This window comes from Colwellia sp. SU-HH00943, assembly GCF_057546125.1.
The window spans coordinates 53,676-70,587 of the sequence record NZ_BAAJLW010000006.1 but is presented as its reverse complement, the minus strand read 5'-3'; the positions used below and the strand labels follow the sequence as shown (position 1 = coordinate 70,587).

The following is a 16,912-nucleotide window of genomic DNA, read 5'->3' as shown; positions in this document are numbered from 1 at the left end:
GTAACTTATGTATTTACTCGTAAATACAATTTTGTAACACTATATATTAGTTTCGTTTTTTTTAATTTTCTTGTCATTTTGCGACCAGAAGAGTATGTTAATTCTTACTAAAAGGCTTTTAATAAAACATTATGGATAGCCCCTCAAACTCTGAAATAACTGTAGTAAAAGCCAGCCATCTACAGCCATTTATTACTTTTCTTGATGGTGTAAATGCCCCTGTTGAAACTTTGCTTGAAAAAGTTAATTTGCAGCGTGAATATTTTAATCACCCTGATAACTTAATAGCAGAGGCTCCTTTTTATGAGTTTATTGAGTTAGCCGCTATAAATCAGGGCATTCCAGATATAGGATTTCGAATTACGGAACAATTATCTCTTGATAACTATGGTGTTTTTGGTGCTAAAGTCATGCAGGCCGATACGTTATACCAAGCACTAACAACATTTATCGCAACTATGGGGCAACAATCTAATTGTCCCCCTTTTTGGTTAAAAGAAGAGAAAGGCTATTTATGGTTCTGTCGATTAGGTACGCAAGGTATAAAAAAAGGACACTGGCCAATAGAGCAACATGTCGTTAGTTTAATGGTGCAATTAATAAGGTGTTTTACGTCACCGAAGTGGACTCCTACTAAAGTGCACTTACAAACTAATTGCCTTGAGGGTGTTGAAAATTCAGATTCATTACGCGGCAGTTTGATTAAGATTAAAATGCCAGTGACTAAAATTTCTATTCCTTCAACACTATTACTTAACGCTAATTTATCAGCTAGCAATCGCTTTGATCAAAAGCTCAAATTATCTTATGAAAATATAAACAAAGATGTTAAACAGATAATTAAAAGAATATTAAAACAAAAACCTTCGGCCAATCTTTTTACTGTTGATGATGTTTCCCATATTTTAGGACTAACCACCCGACAGCTACAGCGCATGCTGAAAGCAGAAAACTCCACTTTTCGAAAACTACATGATGAAGTGTTATTTTCCCAAGCGAAAGATCTGCTGAAAACAAAAGGCGTATCTGTGTTAGAGGTAAGTCTGGAACTTGGTTACACTGACGCAGGTAATTTTTCTCGAGCCTTTAAACGTTGGTCAGGTTTAAGTCCGAAAATCTTCCAACAAGAATATTGTTACAAGCTCAGAATATAATGGCGCTCCCGGCAGGAATCGAACCTGCGACTTAGACTCCGGAGGTCCACGTGATATCCACTTCACCACGGGAGCGCAATGTGCGGCAGGGATTCTATTAAAAATCACACCGCATTGCTAGCGACTTATGAATATCAGTGAATAAAAAACCTTTAAGTGACTTATTCTTCAGAGCCAGAAATAATCACTTGGTTTCGACCATGATCTTTCGCGTAATATAATGCTTTATCAGCTTCGTTCATCTGCTTAGATAACTCATCATTACTATCGAAGACCACACCAATACTGATAGTAATGGAGATATGGACATCACCTACAGGAAAGGTTGAAACTGAAATATCTCGTCTAAAATCATCCAGTTTATTATAAAGCTGATCGCTATCAACACCATGTAATAAAACAGCGAACTCTTCGCCACCAAGACGCGCAGTTAACCCAGCGCCAAAATGTTTACGCATGTACAAGGCAACAACTTTCAATACTTGATCGCCAACATCATGACCATAGTTATCATTGACCTTTTTGAAATGATCAATATCGAGCACCGCTAAACAATGAGGGATTGTACGCTTTTTATATTCAGATATACGTAAACCTGCATTATTAAAAAAGGCGCGACGGTTAGACAAATCAGTTAAATAATCAGTGCTTGCTGCATGTTGAATTTGTGCAATATTATTTAGGCTTTCTATATTTTGAGTAATACGACAATAAAACTCCTCAGGACAAAATGGTTTACGTAAAAAATCATCTGCGCCATTTTTAATGAATCGCGCTGAGTGAATACCGTTTTCAGCCCCAGAAATACCAATAATCGCTAACTGCTCTCGCGAGTATTTTTTACGTAATTCATTAGTGAGATCAATACCATTCATTTCAGGCATTTCAAGATCGGTAATCACCATTTTTATCGCTTTATGCTGTTGCATTTTTTCGAGTGCTTGTACACCATTATTGGCCACATGCACCGTGAAATTTCTACGCTTAAGTAATTCAACAATATGATTACGTGCTGCTGAAGAATCATCAACCACTAAAATAGCGTTATTACTATTAGTTTGCTGCCAATGTAACACACGCTTTAAATACAAAAAGGCTTGGCTATTTTCTTTTGGAATATAATCAATAACAGGTTGAGAAAGAATTTTTTGTCTGGTGTCATCATCCATCTTTCCTGTCATTACCACACTTGGAATACCGTGAGACAACACACAAGCTATCGCTTCGCCATCATTAGCATCAGGTAAAGCATAATCCACGGTTGCAGCAAAAAAATCTGTGTCGCCAGATAATATTTCTTCAACTTGGGCTAAATCGGTCGCTAATACCACCTCATAATTTAATGATTGCGCTATTTGCTTAATTACTGTTGCTATGGGTTTACTGTCTTCTACAACTAATAGTCGTTGTGCCATAAGCTATTACCTAATCTCTTTAATATTATTAAAATTAAACTGCTTGTAAGTTTGCGTATTCAACTACCAACCACTTACAACCGACATCGTCAAAATTCACTTGAATGCGTGCTTGAGCCCCACTACCCTCATAATTTAGCACTACCCCTTCACCAAATTTTGCATGCTTAACCTGTTGCCCTAGCTTAAAACCACTATTTTCAAAGGTTTCTAAGGTAAAAGTATTTGAAAATTTACCCGCAGGCTTTGGTTTAGATACCTGGCTTTGCATACGTATTTCATCAACACAGGCATCTGGTAGCTCACGTAAAAACCGGCTGGCTTTATGGTATTTTTCTTGCCCATAAATACGACGGCTCTCAGCATGGCATAAGTATAGCTTACTCATGGCTCTTGTCATGCCGACATAACATAAACGTCGCTCTTCCTCTAAACGACCAATTTCCTCAACGGATTGCTGTGAAGGAAACATGCCCTCTTCTAAACCCGCAATAAATACCAAAGGAAATTCTAAGCCTTTTGCTGAGTGCATCGTCATTAGTTGCACAGCGCTCTCATATTCATCTGCTTGTGATTCACCCGATTCTAAAGCGGCATGCGTTAAAAATGCCGTTAACGGTGTTTGCTCTTCCACTAACTCCGGATCGCTTTCAAAAGTTTGACAAGCGGTTACCAATTCATTCAAGTTTTCAATACGCTGCTCTGCTCGCTCACCTTTTTCTGCTTGATACATGGCTTTTAAACCAGAATGTTGGATAACAAAATTGGCTTGTTGATCCAAGTCTAAGTTCGTTGAATCGTCTTCTAACTGGTCAATTAAATGAATAAAATTAGTAATTGTTTTCGCGCTACGGCCTTTTAATTGCTCTGTTTGTATCATTTGTTGACACGCTTGCCATAAGGTTACCGACATACTTCTTGCAGCATCACGCACTAAGGCCACGGTTTGGTTGCCAATACCACGGGTAGGTGTATTGATAATACGCTCAAAAGCTGCGTCATCATCGCGATTATTAATAATGCGCATATAAGCAAGAGCATCTTTAATTTCTTGGCGTTCGAAAAAGCGTTGACCACCGTATATTCTGTAAGGCAACTGCCCTTGCAATAAGGCTTCCTCTAAAAGACGTGACTGGGCATTAGAGCGATATAAAATGGCGACTTCATCCAATTTTCCTCCCTCATCACGCCATTGCTTAATGCGGCCAGCAATAAATCGTGCCTCATCAATTTCATTAAAAGCGGTATAAATTGAAATCTTATCGCCTGCTTTATCATCAGTCCAAAGTTCTTTTCCTAAGCGATTATTGTTATTACTTATCAGTTTATTTGCCGCATTCAATATATTGGCGCTAGAACGATAATTTTGTTCAAGGCGGATGGTTTGTGTATCGTTGAATTCCTGAGTAAAACGTTCAATATTTTCAATACGCGCACCACGCCAGCCATATATAGATTGATCATCATCCCCTACTATCATCACGTTTGACTGCGTTTTGCCCAGTAAGGTTAACCAAGCATATTGAATTGCATTGGTGTCTTGAAATTCGTCTACTAAAATGTGTTTAAAGCGTTGTTGATAGTGAGCTAATAGTTCCGGATTATTCAACCAGAGCTCATGGGCACGTAGTAATAATTCTGCAAAATCCACCAAACCCGCTCGATCACAGGTGTCTTGATAGGCTTGATAAACCTTAACAAATACCGCCTCGCTTGGGTCAAATTGCGCATCTATGTGTTGTGGACGCAAACCTTCATCTTTCTTACCATTGATATACCAAACAAACTGTTTGGCAGGCCACTTTTTCTCATCTAGCTCTAATGAGCGAACAATACGTTTAACTAAGCGTAATTGATCATCACTATCTAGCACTTGGAAGCTTTGTGGTAACTTAGCTTCTTGAAAGTGCATACGTAATAGGCGATGTGCTAAACCATGGAAAGTACCAATCCACATACCATGCGTATTACCGCCAACTGTCTGTTCAACCCTTGCACGCATTTCTGCTGCAGCTTTATTGGTAAACGTTACCGCTAAAATTGAGTGGGGAGCTGCTTGCTCAACTTGCATCAACCAGGCTATACGCTGCACTAAAACACGCGTTTTCCCTGAGCCGGCGCCGGCTAATACCAGCATATTTTGCAAAGGTGCTGCTACCACTTCCCGCTGTTTATCATTGAGAGAGTCGAGTAATTCAGAAACATCCATAGCGGGAAAACCTTATTGAATTGATTGTTAAGTTTGAAAAATAATTAAAACCCAGCAAGTATAACACTGGTTTTATATACAGCAAACGCTTTTGAACTGCCACTAAACAAGATTAAAGTAGCTCTAATTGCTCTAATGAGGTGAATTCAAGGTGTGGTAATACTTGAATAGGTTTGCCAACATCGTAGCAAGATAGCCATGCGGCCTGACAGCCATAGTTTAATGCCCCTAAAATATCAGCACGACCACAATCACCTACATGTAATAATTCACTTGGCTTTATCGCTAATTGCTTACACGCTAAGGCAAACATATCAACTGCTGGTTTTTGCTTGAGTAACTGCGGACTTGTTTGCCAACCCGCATGGTAAATATATTGAAAATACTGGGAAAGGCCTAACGCCTGCGTATCAACATTACCGTTACTTATTGCCACAAGCGGGTACTTCTGACTTAATTTTTCCAGCAACTTTTTACTACTTTGCGGTACAGTAAAGTCACTTCTTAAGCTGATAAAATATGCCAGAGCTGCCTGAGCTAATTGCTTGGCCTGCACTGATGAATAGCCTAACGATTCAATTCCTAGGCAGTATGTAACTAAGCGAATTTTTACCACATCATGTTTTAAATCAGCATCTTGTCGAATGGCTTGTTTTCTAAAGGGATACCAATACTGATGATCAAAAAGTGTATTGGCTTTTTTCTCTTGATGCTGATAGCTCAGCACAGTTGAAAAATAGGCGATCATTTTTTTGTCAATTGCCTGCATAACAGGTTTATTGCTGTATAAGGTATCGTCTAAATCAAAGCTAATCGCTTTAATGGTTGATAAGCGGCGGTAAAATTTCATATTCAATGACTTAGTGCTCTATAACAGCACAATTTACCTTATAGCGATAAATGTTGCTGTAAAAGTTTGGCAACCAAACGCTTAAATTGGCTCAATAATAGTGTATCCATGCGCGGATCAAAATGATGGGCATCGTCACTACTTATCGCTAAGAATCCTAAATCATCACCTTCATGATTAAGCTTTACAAGCACTACAGAGCCAGTACAAGCTTCATTGAATATCAATGTTTGCTCACTATTTTGTAGGCGACCAAAATAGTAATCACTATTCTCTAAACGATTCTGCATTATTCCCTGACAATCATTGGTAGCAAAACTGCTGTGCTCAACATCAACAGGCTTACTCAGCCATAATTTAAACGCCGATAAAGATAATAACTCAGTGGTTGTTTGCGATAAGCAATCTAACAATTCCTTCGCTGACTGACAGTCAATAAGACGTAAATATAAATCACTATAAAGCATAAATAAACTTTCATTGTGACTAGCAACAGACATTAATTGCGTAATTTCATCTTCGAGGTTGTGTACTTTTTGTCGTAACTGTTGCTGTTGTCTTTCAACTAAAGACACAGTTCCGCGATGCGCATCAGGTAGTCTCAGGCCAGAGAGTAACTCATTATTACGCGAGAAGAAGTCAGGGTTATCTTGCAAGTAGGCACTTACCAACTCATCAGTTAAAGGTAACTCATCAGTGTTTACAGCATTTTGTTCATTCTTCATTTGATTCTCTAAATTCTAGGTTACTTCTATTTTTTATATTGATAACTGGCCATCAAAAACATGCACTGCAGGACCTGACATTTTCACCGGATGACCAGGGCCTTTCCAATATATTCTTAATTTACCACCGGGTAATTCCACGGTAACTTGTCGAGATAATTTCTTTTGCATTTGGCCAATCACCACGGCGGCACATGCACCACTACCACAAGCAAGCGTTTCTGCGGCTCCGCGCTCATACACACGTAATTTTATTTGATTAGGAGCAACCACTTCCATAAAGCCAACATTGGCGTGCTCAGGAAAACGTTCATGTAATGAAAGCTCTTTGCCTAAACGCTCTACAGGTGCTGTTAATACATCATCAACAGTTACTACACAGTGAGGATTGCCTAGCGATACTGCGCCACACAATACGGTTTCAGACTCACTACGTAATATGTATGTTCCTTCAGACTTTTGCGCTGTAAAAGGTATCTTTTTCGGTTCAAATTGCGGCACCGGCATGGTGACAGAAATATTACCATCTCGCTCAACAAATAATGTCATTTTCCCTGAGGCAGTAGAGACTTTAATTTTGTTTTTCGCACACAAACCTTTCATACGAACGAAACGGGCGAAACATCGAGCACCATTACCACATTGACTGACTTCACTGCCATCAGCATTGAAAATACGATAATGAAAGTCTAAATCCGGATCATAAGGCGGCTCAACCACCAATAACTGATCAAAGCCTACACCAAAGTTCCTATCCGCTAACTTTGCAATTTGCTCGTTAGACAAATAAACATTTTGTGTGACATTATCCAGCACTAAAAAGTCATTACCTAAACCGTGCATTTTGGAAAAATTAACTAACATTATTGCTCTTTATTTTGGGGTTGCATCTGATCTTCTGAGGTAGTATTTACATCATTTTCTACTTGTATTTCAGAGGATTTCTCCACTTCGGCATGATAAAGATCACCTTTTGAGCCGCAAGCAGAAAGTAAGACAGTCGCCGAAAAAGCAACAAGAAATACAGAAAATTGTTTAATTTTGTTCATGATTCGCTATTTTTGCCATGAAAGACATCTAAATCAAGCTTTGACCTTAACTTAGTTGTTATATTTATCTCAGTTGATTGGTATTATACTCACATGCTGATAACCCAAACAACAAAAGAAAGCTAATGAACGATAGCCAATATAATTTAATTGCCGATGATCTATTACTTGCCATTGAAGAGGCCATTGAAGATTGTGGGGTAGATATAGACTATGAAGGCACGGGTGGTTTACTCACGCTAACCTTCAAAAACGCCACAAAGATCATCATCAACAAACAAGCGCCTCTGCATGAAGTATGGGTGGCGACAAAGTTTAATGGTCATCATTTTTCACTGGTTAATGAGCAGTGGATAGATAAGCGTGGTGGTGATGAATTTTGGCAATTTTTATCTGAGGCCGTTAGCATACAAGCTGACGAGAAAGTAACACTAGCTGCAGAATAAGTAACTCTTTTGGAACGAGATAAATGACAACAGTACGAATAGCAACACGTAAAAGCGCACTCGCGCTATGGCAAGCTGAATACGTTAAAGCGCAATTAGAACACTTTCATCAAGATATTAATGTTGAATTAGTCCCAATGACCACAAAAGGTGACGTGATTTTAGACACACCATTAGCCAAAGTGGGTGGTAAAGGGCTTTTTGTTAAAGAACTTGAAGTCGCAATGTTAGAAGGTAGAGCAGATATTGCTGTACACTCCATGAAAGATGTTCCTGTTGATTTCCCTGAAGGCTTAGGCTTAGAAGTTATTTGCCCCCGTGAAGATCCTCGCGATGCTTTTGTTTCAAACACCTACACTGCACTGAGTGATTTACCGCAAGGCGCCATTGTTGGCACTTCAAGTTTACGACGCCAATGTCAATTAAAAGCAAAACGTCCTGATTTGGATATCCGCGATTTACGCGGCAATGTTAACACCCGTTTAAGAAAACTTGATGAAGGCCAATACGACGCTATTATCCTTGCTTCTGCCGGCTTGATTCGTTTAGAAATGAGTGAGCGTATCTCGCAATTTATTGAACCTGAAGAAATGCTTCCCGCCAATGGACAAGGTGCTGTAGGCATTGAATGTCGCACCAACGACGACACCATTAAAAATTTATTAGCGCCACTTGAGTGTAGTGAAACACGTAGCCGCGTATTAACTGAGCGCGCCATGAATAAAGCACTTGAAGGTGGTTGTCAGGTGCCTATTGCAAGTTACAGTGTAATCTCAGCCAATGGCCAAGACATTCATTTACGTGGTTTAGTTGGTGCAGTAGATGGCAGCCAGCTGATTGAAAGTGAAATTACCGGTCCTATAGAGCAAGGTGAAGCACTAGGCAATAGCTTAGCGCAAGAGTTACTTAGCCGTGGTGCCGATGTGATATTAAAGCAGGTTTATGCTGAAAACTCATAAGAGCGACCCTTCCTTATGCTCAATGTGTTAATTACTCGTCCCGATAAAAAAGCACAGCAGCTTGCCTTGTTGCTAAAACAACAAGGCATAGCTTTCACGAATCAACCCTTATTCAACTATCAAGCCCATAATAGTGTCGACAACTATAAATCCTTACTCACCACCAGCGAAATACTCATTTTTGTTAGTGTTGCAGCGGTTGAATTTGCACACACTGCTCTTCCCGCAAGCCAGTGGCGATATACTCAACTTTTTGCTGTTGGCCGAGCAACTCAGGCCGCATTACACAAACTCGCCATCAATAACGTCATAACGCCTAACCAAGAGAACAGTGAAGGTTTACTAGCTTTACCTGAACTACTAATGCATTCTGAAGGAAGAAAGATCACCATTGTTCGGGGTGATGGTGGTCGTGAACACTTAGCTCAAACACTCTCCAGCCGAGGTAATCACGTTACTTATCTTGAAAGTTACCAGCGCGTATGGCGAACATTAACCAAAGATATCAGTGAACAATGGCATCAACAGCAAATAAATTGTATTGTCGTCACCAGTAACGCTATATTAGAAAAACTAGTACAATTAACAATAAAGCAACAAAATAAGCAGGCACTTGTTGATTATTGGCAAAAGCAGTGCTTATGGGTGGTAGTAAGCCAACGTATTGCTGATAACGCAAAACAACTAGGTTTATTACAAGTAACAACGTGTTCAGGAGCAAGTGACCTTACGCTCTGTAATACATTAAAATCACTACAACTCAAAAATTAACAATACAAATTCAGCAATCATATTCAATAACGGAATGAACAAGATGACCGAGAATAAAAAGCCAACAGCCAAAGATGAAGCCACTCCCCCTGAGGCTAAGAATACTATCGATAAGGTCACTCAGAAAAAGCTTGCTGACAAAAAAGCGACTACCGCTAAAGAGCCTTCTTCAACCAATAAATCGACTCAATCCCAAAGCATATCTAAGCTAGCAGTTTTTGCCATTCTCATAGCCATTGCAGCACCTTTAGGGCATTTTTATTGGCAACAACAGCAAGATTTAGCTTTAAACGCGCAATTAACAAGTAAACTTAACCAAGAAAATCAACAGAATTTACGCCAATTTCAAACACAGCTTCAACAGGCGTTGCAAAAGCAACAGAGTAGTTTTGCTGCTCAATTACAAGAACTAAAAGAACACACAGCCTCAACGAGCCAACAAAGGATAACCGCATTAAATAATACAGTCACTCAGCTAGAACAACGTATTAAGCAACGCCAGCCTAGCGACTGGTTATTGCATGAAAGTGAATATTTAATTCGTGTTGCAGCTCGCACATTATGGCTAGAGCACGATACAACCGCAGCAATTGGCTTATTAAAAGATGCCGATGCCCGCTTAACTGAATTAAATGATCCTGCCTTTTTTTCTGTACGCGAGCTAATCCATCAAGATATCAAAGCACTTGAATTATTACCAAAGCTACAAACAGATGACATTGTCTTGGCGTTAATGGCAATGAACAAACAAGTCAATATATTACCATTAGCGGTAGAAGATACCGCTAACCAAGATGCTCAAGCTGATGATATCGCTTTATCAGACGACATCAGTGACTGGCAAAGCAATTTAAGTAAAACCTGGGAAAAGTTTCTCGATGATTTCATTCGTGTTCGTCACAGAACAGGAACCATTGAACCACTCATGGCTCCTGAGCAGCAAGAGCATTTAAAACAAAACTTAAGTTTGAAAATTCAGCTTGCTTTATGGTCTGCTAGCGAGCGTAAAGGTGATATTTATTATCAAACGTTAACAGATATAGAACTATGGCTTATTGAATTTTTTGATATGAACCACAGCTATAACCAACGGTTTATGAAAGCATTAAAGACCTTACAAAAACAACACGTAAGTTATGATTATCCAAACCAACTATCGTCTTTATCGGCTATTCGCTCAGCCATGAAAAGGCTCCCCAATCAAGTCGATTCAAAGCCAGCAAACTCAGAGCCCGTATTAAACGAAAAAGATAAAAAAGACAGCAACAATGATGATGAGGGTATATTATGATCCGCTTTATCATCATTATTGCCCTATTCTTTGCTGTTTTAGCATTAAGTCCGTTACTGATTGACGAAAAAGGTTATATTCTAATCGCCATGGGCGAGAATATTATCGAGTTGACAGTATTCTCAGCAATAATACTCCTAACTTTATTCGCCATCGCAACCTTTATCATCATCAAATTATTACGAGGTGGTTTCAAAATAAGTTTTAAAGCGTGGAACAAAGTCGCTTTTGCCAATAGAAGGCGTGGTATTGCAAACTTTAATAAAGGTTTAGCCGCATACATGTTAGAAGATTATCAAACTGCTGAGCAATTATTTGCAAAAAGTGCCGAACCTTCAAAGCGCCAACAAAGTGCTTATTTGCTTGCCGCCGCTGCATCTTCGAAACAACAACTTAATGCTAATACTAATCATTATTTAGAATTACTCGCACAAGAAACCGCTAAAATTTCATCGGCAGATATTGCTAGCATTATTGTTAAAGTAAAACTGTTAATGAATCAAGATACCGAAGAAACAGATAAAAAAGCCCGTCAACTCATTGATGAAAATCATAAGTTTATCGGTCATGATGCCAGATTATTAGCACTTGAAATTGACTTATGCATTAAAGAAAAACGCTTTGAAACTGCAGTGGATTATTTATCTGCCGCCCGCAAAGAAAAAACCATTCATGAAACTGTGATACTCAATTGGGAAACCAAAGCTTATTACGGAGCTTTTTCAGATATAATGCGTGAGCAAGATCAAGCTAGCCTTAGCGCTTACTGGAAAAAACTTAGCCGGAAAGTGAAGCAGCATAATGTTGTGCTATTTGCTTATTGCCAAGTACTCGCTGAAAATAACATTACTGAACCGCTGATTACGTTATTAACGCCGGCATTAAAAGCACAACCCGATAGTGATTTTTTAAAGCAGTTACGTACCCTGCCCATCAAACAAAGTGAACCATTAATTGCTCTCGCACAAAAACATTTACACCAAAATAAACACAGTGCCAAATGGTTGAGCTGTTTAGGACATTTAGCGGTGATGGGTGAACAATGGTCAATGGCAGAGAAAGCGTTTGGAAGCTTAGTTAAACTTGAAGCAAACCAACAAGCAAGGCAATACGATAAACAGGATTTACAAGCTTTTGCCAAAGCATTAACTGCGCAAGATAAACACCAAGCAGCAAACGAAGTGTGGACTAAAATCAGTACCTTATAACTAACTGATTGAACTTACTTATCAATGACGTTTGGCTTTTGGTAAATATCTGGGGTCCATAGTTGCATAAACATTTTGTCGTCGGTAAGTGCTGTAAAACCAAACTGCTCATACAAACCATGAGCATCGCGCGTAGCGAGCATGATCCGACGTAACCCTTGTAATTGAGGATATTCAACAATTTGTTGCATCATTCGCTTACTCAGCCCTTTATTTCTATGCTCTTCAAGAATATATACGTCGGCTAAATAAGCAAAGGTCGCCGAATCGGTAATCAAACGAGCAAAACCAACCTGCTTTTCATTTTTGTCCTGCCCATTTTCTCCCTGTTCAGCATAGATAACTGCAAAACAGAGTGAATTTTCAATCGCCTTAGCCACGACACTTTTAGGCACATTTTCAGCCCAATATGATCGAGACAGATAAGTATGCACTGCATCTATATCCATCTCATCTTTATTGGTTGTTATGCGATAACTCATGGTTATTTAAAGCCTTCAAGCTCTTAATTAAGTGTGGGATAGATTCAGCGTAGGGTTAATTCAAAGTAAAGTTTCACTGTGAAGCTGCGCACTAATCTCTAAATAAAAGCAAAAGCGTCCGCATACATATGTTCAACTAATGCGCCATGTTCAATAAAATCGCCACGTATAGCGCCGACCATTTCAAAACGTCCGGCAAGGTATATATCATAGCTATCAAAGCTAGCAATATCATCCATAGCAGCTTGATGAACTAAGCCTGTTTTCCCTTGCCATGTCTGCGATGGTTTTTCTACCACAGGGATAAAGCTAGCATCGTTAAGTTTCGCAATTGTTGCTGACGTTTCTTCTAACTCATACAGAGCGCTTTCCTCTCGTACTCCCCAATAAACCACAACTTTACGCGTTGCAGCCGTTTCAGCTAAAAACTCAAACATTGATTTAATATATGAGAAGCCCGTGCCACCTGCTAATAATAGTAGTGGTCGTTCGCTGTCTGTACGTAGTTGAGCATTACCTAATGGAATTTCAATCGCTACAGCACTATTATCAGTATGTGCTGACTTTATACGCTCAATCACTTGCATAGGATAACTATCAGCAACAAAAGCACCTATTTGCAATTCTATTAATTCACTATTTGGCGAACTAGCAATTGAAAATGGGCGTTTATCTTCATCACTCATCACAAAGTTTAAATATTGACCGGGAATAAATGCAACTTGCTCACTGGGTTTTAATAGTACTTTAAATACATGGGATGTTAATGATGTAATAGAGACTACCTGACAATTAACTTTCTTCATTCAATTAACCTTTTTCTGCTGTTGGGAAAATATTGAGATCTTCCCAAATATCATCTATATGCTGTTTTACCGACTCATCCATAACGATCGGCACGCCCCACTCTCTATCGGTTTCACCCGGCCACTTATTGGTCGCATCGAGCCCCATTTTAGAGCCTAAACCCGAAACTGGTGAGGCAAAATCTAAATAATCAATTGGCGTATTCTCAATCATAACTGTATCACGGCTAGGGTCCATGCGTGTGGTCATCGCCCAAATTACATCTTCCCAATCTCTCGCATTAACATCATCATCACAGACAATCACAAATTTGGTGTACATAAACTGACGTAAAAACGACCAAACTCCCATCATCACCCGCTTCGCATGCCCCGCATATTGCTTCTTAATAGTCACAACGGCTAAACGATAAGAGCAACCTTCAGGAGGTAAGTAAAAATCTTGTATCTCAGGAAACTGTTTTTGCAAAATCGGCACGAAGACTTCATTTAAAGCCACACCTAAAATAGCAGGCTCATCAGGTGGTCTCCCCGTATAAGTACTATGATAAATCGGCTCTTGACGCATCGTAATATGAGTCACAGTAAACACTGGAAAATCATCAACTTCATTATAGTAACCTGTATGATCACCATAAGGGCCTTCCGGCGCCGTTTCTTCAGGGTCTAAATAACCTTCAAGAATAATTTCAGCAGTAGCAGGTACTTGTAAGTCATTACTAATAGACTTAGTTACCTCTGTTTTCGCGCCACGTAATAAGCCAGCAAACGCGTATTCTGATAAGGTATCAGGTACTGGTGTTACTGCCCCTAAAATGGTGGCAGGATCAGCTCCCAAGGCTACAGAAACAGGATATTTTTCTCCCGGATTCGTCTTTTTAAATTCTTGAAAATCAAGTGCGCCGCCACGATGTGACAACCATCGCATGATAACTTTATTTTTACTTAACACCTGTTGGCGATAAATACCTAAATTTTGCCTTTCTTTATGAGGGCCTTTGGTGATGGTTAATCCCCATGTAATTAATGGGGCAACATCTCCTGGCCAGCAAGTTTGTATGGGTAGCTTAGTTAAATCAACATCATCACCACTAATTACAGTTTGCTGACACGGCGCTTTTTTTATCACTTTCGTCGGCATATTAAGCACTTGCTTAAATACCGGAATTTTTCCAATGGCATCGCGAAACCCTTTTGGCGGCTCAGGCTCTTTTAACATGGCTAATAACTTACCAATATCACGCAATGCCCCAACATTATCTTGCCCCATGGCAAGCGCTACTCGTTCAGGAGTACCAAAAAGATTCGTTAATACTGGTACATCAAAAGGGTTACCTTGCTCATCAACAGCATTTTCAAATAACAATGCCGGCCCTTTTGCACGTAAAGTTCTATCACTGATCTCTGTCATCGCTAAATGAGTAGAAATGGGTGTGCTAATACGCTTTAACTGCCCAGTTCTTTCCAATTGGCTGATAAAATCTCTTAGATCTTTATATTTCATAGGTAGTTACCAATCATAAACAAAAAACCAGCCGTTAAGACTGGTTTTTAACAAAGAAATTAAACTGCTTATTTACGCTTCATTGAATCAAAAAATTCATTGTTAGTTTTAGTCATTGCTAACTTATCAATAAGGAACTCAATAGCACCAACTTCATCCATTTCATGGACAATTTTACGTAATATCCACATTTTCTGTAATTCATCTGGCTTAGTAATAAGCTCTTCACGGCGTGTACCACTGCGGTTAATGTGAATAGCAGGGAAAACGCGTTTTTCAGAAACTTTACGTGACAGGTGTAATTCCATATTACCTGTGCCTTTAAATTCTTCGTAGATAACTTCGTCCATTTTCGAGCCTGTTTCTACAAGTGCAGTTGCAATAATGGTTAAGCTGCCGCCTTCTTCAATGTTACGTGCAGCACCAAAGAAACGCTTAGGACGATGCAAGGCATTAGCATCAACACCACCCGTTAAGATTTTACCCGATGAAGGCACTACCGTGTTATAAGCACGGGCTAAGCGGGTAATAGAGTCAAGTAAGATAACTACATCTTTTTTATGCTCAACTAAACGTTTTGCTTTTTCAATAACCATTTCAGCCACTTGAACATGGCGACTTGCAGGTTCGTCAAACGTAGAAGCAACCACCTCACCTTTAACCAAACGTTGCATTTCAGTCACTTCTTCCGGACGTTCATCGATGAGTAACACCATCAACTCAGCATCAGGGTGGTTATAAGCAATACTTTGGGCAATATTTTGTAGTAATAATGTTTTACCCGCTTTTGGCGGTGCAACAATCAAACCACGTTGCCCTTTACCAATTGGTGATGCTAAATCAAGTACACGCGCGGTAATATCTTCCGTTGAGCCATTACCACGTTCCATAGTAAGACGGTCATTAGGATGAATAGGTGTTAAGTTTTCAAATAAAATCTTATTACGCGAATTTTCAGGGCGATCGAAGTTAACTTCCGTTACTTTTAATAAGGCAAAGTAACGCTCGCCTTTTTTAGGTGCCCTAATCTTCCCTTGAATGGTGTCACCCGTTCGCATGCTAAAACGACGGATTTGGCTTGGTGATACATAAATATCGTCAGGGCCTGCCAAATAAGATGAGTCAGCAGAGCGTAAAAATCCAAAGCCATCTTGTAGTATTTCTAAAACACCGCCACCAAAAATATCATTATCATTTTCAGCATGTTTTTTCAGTATTGCAAAAATAATATCTTGCTTACGAGTTCGGGCAAGGTTTTCTAGCTTCATAGACTCAGCTAGCTTAACCAATTCATTAATGGATTTATCTTTTAATTCGGTAAGATTCATAGAGGGTTTCTTAAATTATTTTAAGTGGTTATGTCTGTGGCGATTGCCAGCGACAGTATGTTTCAAATGTATTTTTATAATCTTCTTTTCTAATAAACAATCAATTAAGTCGTATATAAAGACAATAGAATAGGGGTAAAGAGATGTTATTTTGTACTCAGAAGCTAAATTTAGCATTAAAAGTTAACTAGGTAAAGGTACTAGCTAAAATGTAAGCGAATATTTTCATCGCTTTTTGACAGGCAAATAAAAACCCAACGTTTAAGGTTGGGTTTTTCGTTCAAATAAAATATTTAACCAATTGAATTAAAGGTTTTTATCTAAAAACTCTTTTAACTGAGTTTTTGATAACGCGCCTACTTTTGTATCGGCAACTTCACCTTCTTTAAAAAGTAACAACGTCGGAATACCACGCACACCATATTTAGGCGGAGTAGCTGAGTTATCATCAATATTCAACTTAGCTACCGTCACTTTACCTTCGTATTCAGTAGCAATATCATCAAGAACTGGCGCTATCATTTTACAAGGACCACACCACTCTGCCCAAAAGTCAACCAATACTAAACCTGACGCCTGTAAAACATCTGCTTCGAAACTATCGTCCGTTAACTGAATAATTTTGTCGCTCATTATATTCTCCATTGTTATGGCGAACTCGCCAATTTGTATTATTTCAATATAGCATCTTAATGGGGTTTTATTAGCAAAATTT

The 16,912-nt window shown here is 39.1% G+C and carries 17 protein-coding genes and 1 tRNA gene; 6 read left to right on the top strand and 12 right to left on the bottom strand.

All coding sequences use genetic code 11. The annotated features are described in order from the left end of the window. The first annotated feature begins 131 nt into the window (after window positions 1–131). On the top strand, window positions 132–1,154 hold the full coding sequence (locus tag AC27GZ_RS15370; protein WP_487096249.1) for an AraC family transcriptional regulator: 1,023 nt from the start codon (window positions 132–134) through the stop codon (window positions 1,152–1,154). Here AC27GZ_RS15370 and AC27GZ_RS15365 read toward each other — a convergent pair. The 7 genes from AC27GZ_RS15365 to lptM all read right to left on the bottom strand — a co-directional run bounded on the left by AC27GZ_RS15365 (window position 1,155) and on the right by lptM (window position 7,402). Continuing rightward, window positions 1,155–1,229 (bottom strand) — tRNA-Arg (locus AC27GZ_RS15365). A gap of 86 nt (window positions 1,230–1,315) precedes the next feature. Then, window positions 1,316–2,569, bottom strand: coding sequence for a diguanylate cyclase (locus AC27GZ_RS15360; RefSeq protein ID WP_487096248.1), 1,254 nt, complete (start codon window positions 2,567–2,569; stop codon window positions 1,316–1,318). Window positions 2,570–2,603: 34 nt separating this feature from the next. Next, window positions 2,604–4,778, bottom strand: coding sequence for a DNA helicase II (uvrD, locus tag AC27GZ_RS15355; protein WP_487096247.1), 2,175 nt, complete (start codon window positions 4,776–4,778; stop codon window positions 2,604–2,606). Between the two features lie 112 nt (window positions 4,779–4,890). Next, a complete protein-coding gene (locus AC27GZ_RS15350; RefSeq protein WP_487096246.1) occupies window positions 4,891–5,628 on the bottom strand; it encodes an HAD-IA family hydrolase in 738 nt (245 codons plus the stop codon). Between the two features lie 38 nt (window positions 5,629–5,666). Beyond that, window positions 5,667–6,353 (bottom strand): DUF484 family protein, encoded by a 687-nt coding sequence (locus tag AC27GZ_RS15345; protein WP_487096245.1) that lies wholly within the window; start codon window positions 6,351–6,353, stop codon window positions 5,667–5,669. Window positions 6,354–6,386: 33 nt separating this feature from the next. Further along, window positions 6,387–7,217, bottom strand: coding sequence for a diaminopimelate epimerase (gene dapF, locus AC27GZ_RS15340; RefSeq protein WP_487096244.1), 831 nt, complete (start codon window positions 7,215–7,217; stop codon window positions 6,387–6,389). Beyond that, on the bottom strand, window positions 7,217–7,402 hold the full coding sequence (gene lptM / locus AC27GZ_RS15335; RefSeq protein WP_487096243.1) for an LPS translocon maturation chaperone LptM: 186 nt from the start codon (window positions 7,400–7,402) through the stop codon (window positions 7,217–7,219). Before lptM ends, dapF begins: the two co-directional genes overlap by 1 nt. A 125-nt stretch (window positions 7,403–7,527) precedes the next feature. Between lptM and cyaY the strand changes: the two genes are divergently transcribed. Genes cyaY through AC27GZ_RS15310 form a run of 5 tightly spaced genes read left to right on the top strand, consistent with a single transcriptional unit; the run spans window position 7,528 to window position 12,077 of the window. Continuing rightward, window positions 7,528–7,848 carry an iron donor protein CyaY gene (cyaY, locus tag AC27GZ_RS15330; RefSeq protein WP_487096242.1) on the top strand — a complete coding sequence of 107 codons (321 nt, stop codon included), beginning with the start codon at window positions 7,528–7,530 and terminating at the stop codon, window positions 7,846–7,848. 23 nt (window positions 7,849–7,871) lie between these two features. Further along, window positions 7,872–8,807: a hydroxymethylbilane synthase gene (gene hemC, locus AC27GZ_RS15325; RefSeq protein ID WP_487096241.1), complete on the top strand. Its 936-nt coding sequence runs from the start codon at window positions 7,872–7,874 to the stop codon at window positions 8,805–8,807. Between the two features lie 15 nt (window positions 8,808–8,822). Then, window positions 8,823–9,578 (top strand): uroporphyrinogen-III synthase, encoded by a 756-nt coding sequence (locus tag AC27GZ_RS15320; protein ID WP_487096240.1) that lies wholly within the window; start codon window positions 8,823–8,825, stop codon window positions 9,576–9,578. 43 nt (window positions 9,579–9,621) lie between these two features. After that, window positions 9,622–10,869 carry a uroporphyrinogen-III C-methyltransferase gene (locus tag AC27GZ_RS15315; RefSeq protein WP_487096239.1) on the top strand — a complete coding sequence of 416 codons (1,248 nt, stop codon included), beginning with the start codon at window positions 9,622–9,624 and terminating at the stop codon, window positions 10,867–10,869. Continuing rightward, window positions 10,866–12,077 (top strand): heme biosynthesis HemY N-terminal domain-containing protein, encoded by a 1,212-nt coding sequence (locus tag AC27GZ_RS15310; RefSeq protein WP_487096238.1) that lies wholly within the window; start codon window positions 10,866–10,868, stop codon window positions 12,075–12,077. The genes AC27GZ_RS15315 and AC27GZ_RS15310 overlap by 4 nt, the downstream gene beginning before the upstream one ends. A 14-nt stretch (window positions 12,078–12,091) precedes the next feature. Here the strand turns inward: AC27GZ_RS15310 and AC27GZ_RS15305 are convergent, their stop codons facing one another. The 5 genes from AC27GZ_RS15305 to trxA form a co-directional block, all read right to left on the bottom strand. Beyond that, on the bottom strand, window positions 12,092–12,559 hold the full coding sequence (locus tag AC27GZ_RS15305; protein ID WP_487096237.1) for a GNAT family N-acetyltransferase: 468 nt from the start codon (window positions 12,557–12,559) through the stop codon (window positions 12,092–12,094). Between the two features lie 98 nt (window positions 12,560–12,657). Further along, window positions 12,658–13,365 carry an NAD(P)H-flavin reductase gene (gene fre, locus AC27GZ_RS15300; RefSeq protein ID WP_487096236.1) on the bottom strand — a complete coding sequence of 236 codons (708 nt, stop codon included), beginning with the start codon at window positions 13,363–13,365 and terminating at the stop codon, window positions 12,658–12,660. A 4-nt stretch (window positions 13,366–13,369) separates the two neighbouring features. Continuing rightward, the gene (gene ubiD, locus AC27GZ_RS15295; RefSeq protein ID WP_487096235.1) at window positions 13,370–14,869 is read right to left on the bottom strand and encodes a 4-hydroxy-3-polyprenylbenzoate decarboxylase; all 1,500 of its coding nucleotides are present in this window, start codon (window positions 14,867–14,869) and stop codon (window positions 13,370–13,372) included. A 68-nt stretch (window positions 14,870–14,937) separates the two neighbouring features. Next, complete coding sequence (rho, locus tag AC27GZ_RS15290; RefSeq protein WP_487096234.1) at window positions 14,938–16,197, bottom strand: transcription termination factor Rho; 1,260 nt, start codon at window positions 16,195–16,197, stop codon at window positions 14,938–14,940. Window positions 16,198–16,503: 306 nt separating this feature from the next. After that, window positions 16,504–16,830 carry a thioredoxin TrxA gene (gene trxA / locus AC27GZ_RS15285; protein WP_487096233.1) on the bottom strand — a complete coding sequence of 109 codons (327 nt, stop codon included), beginning with the start codon at window positions 16,828–16,830 and terminating at the stop codon, window positions 16,504–16,506. Window positions 16,831–16,912: the final 82 nt, after the last annotated feature.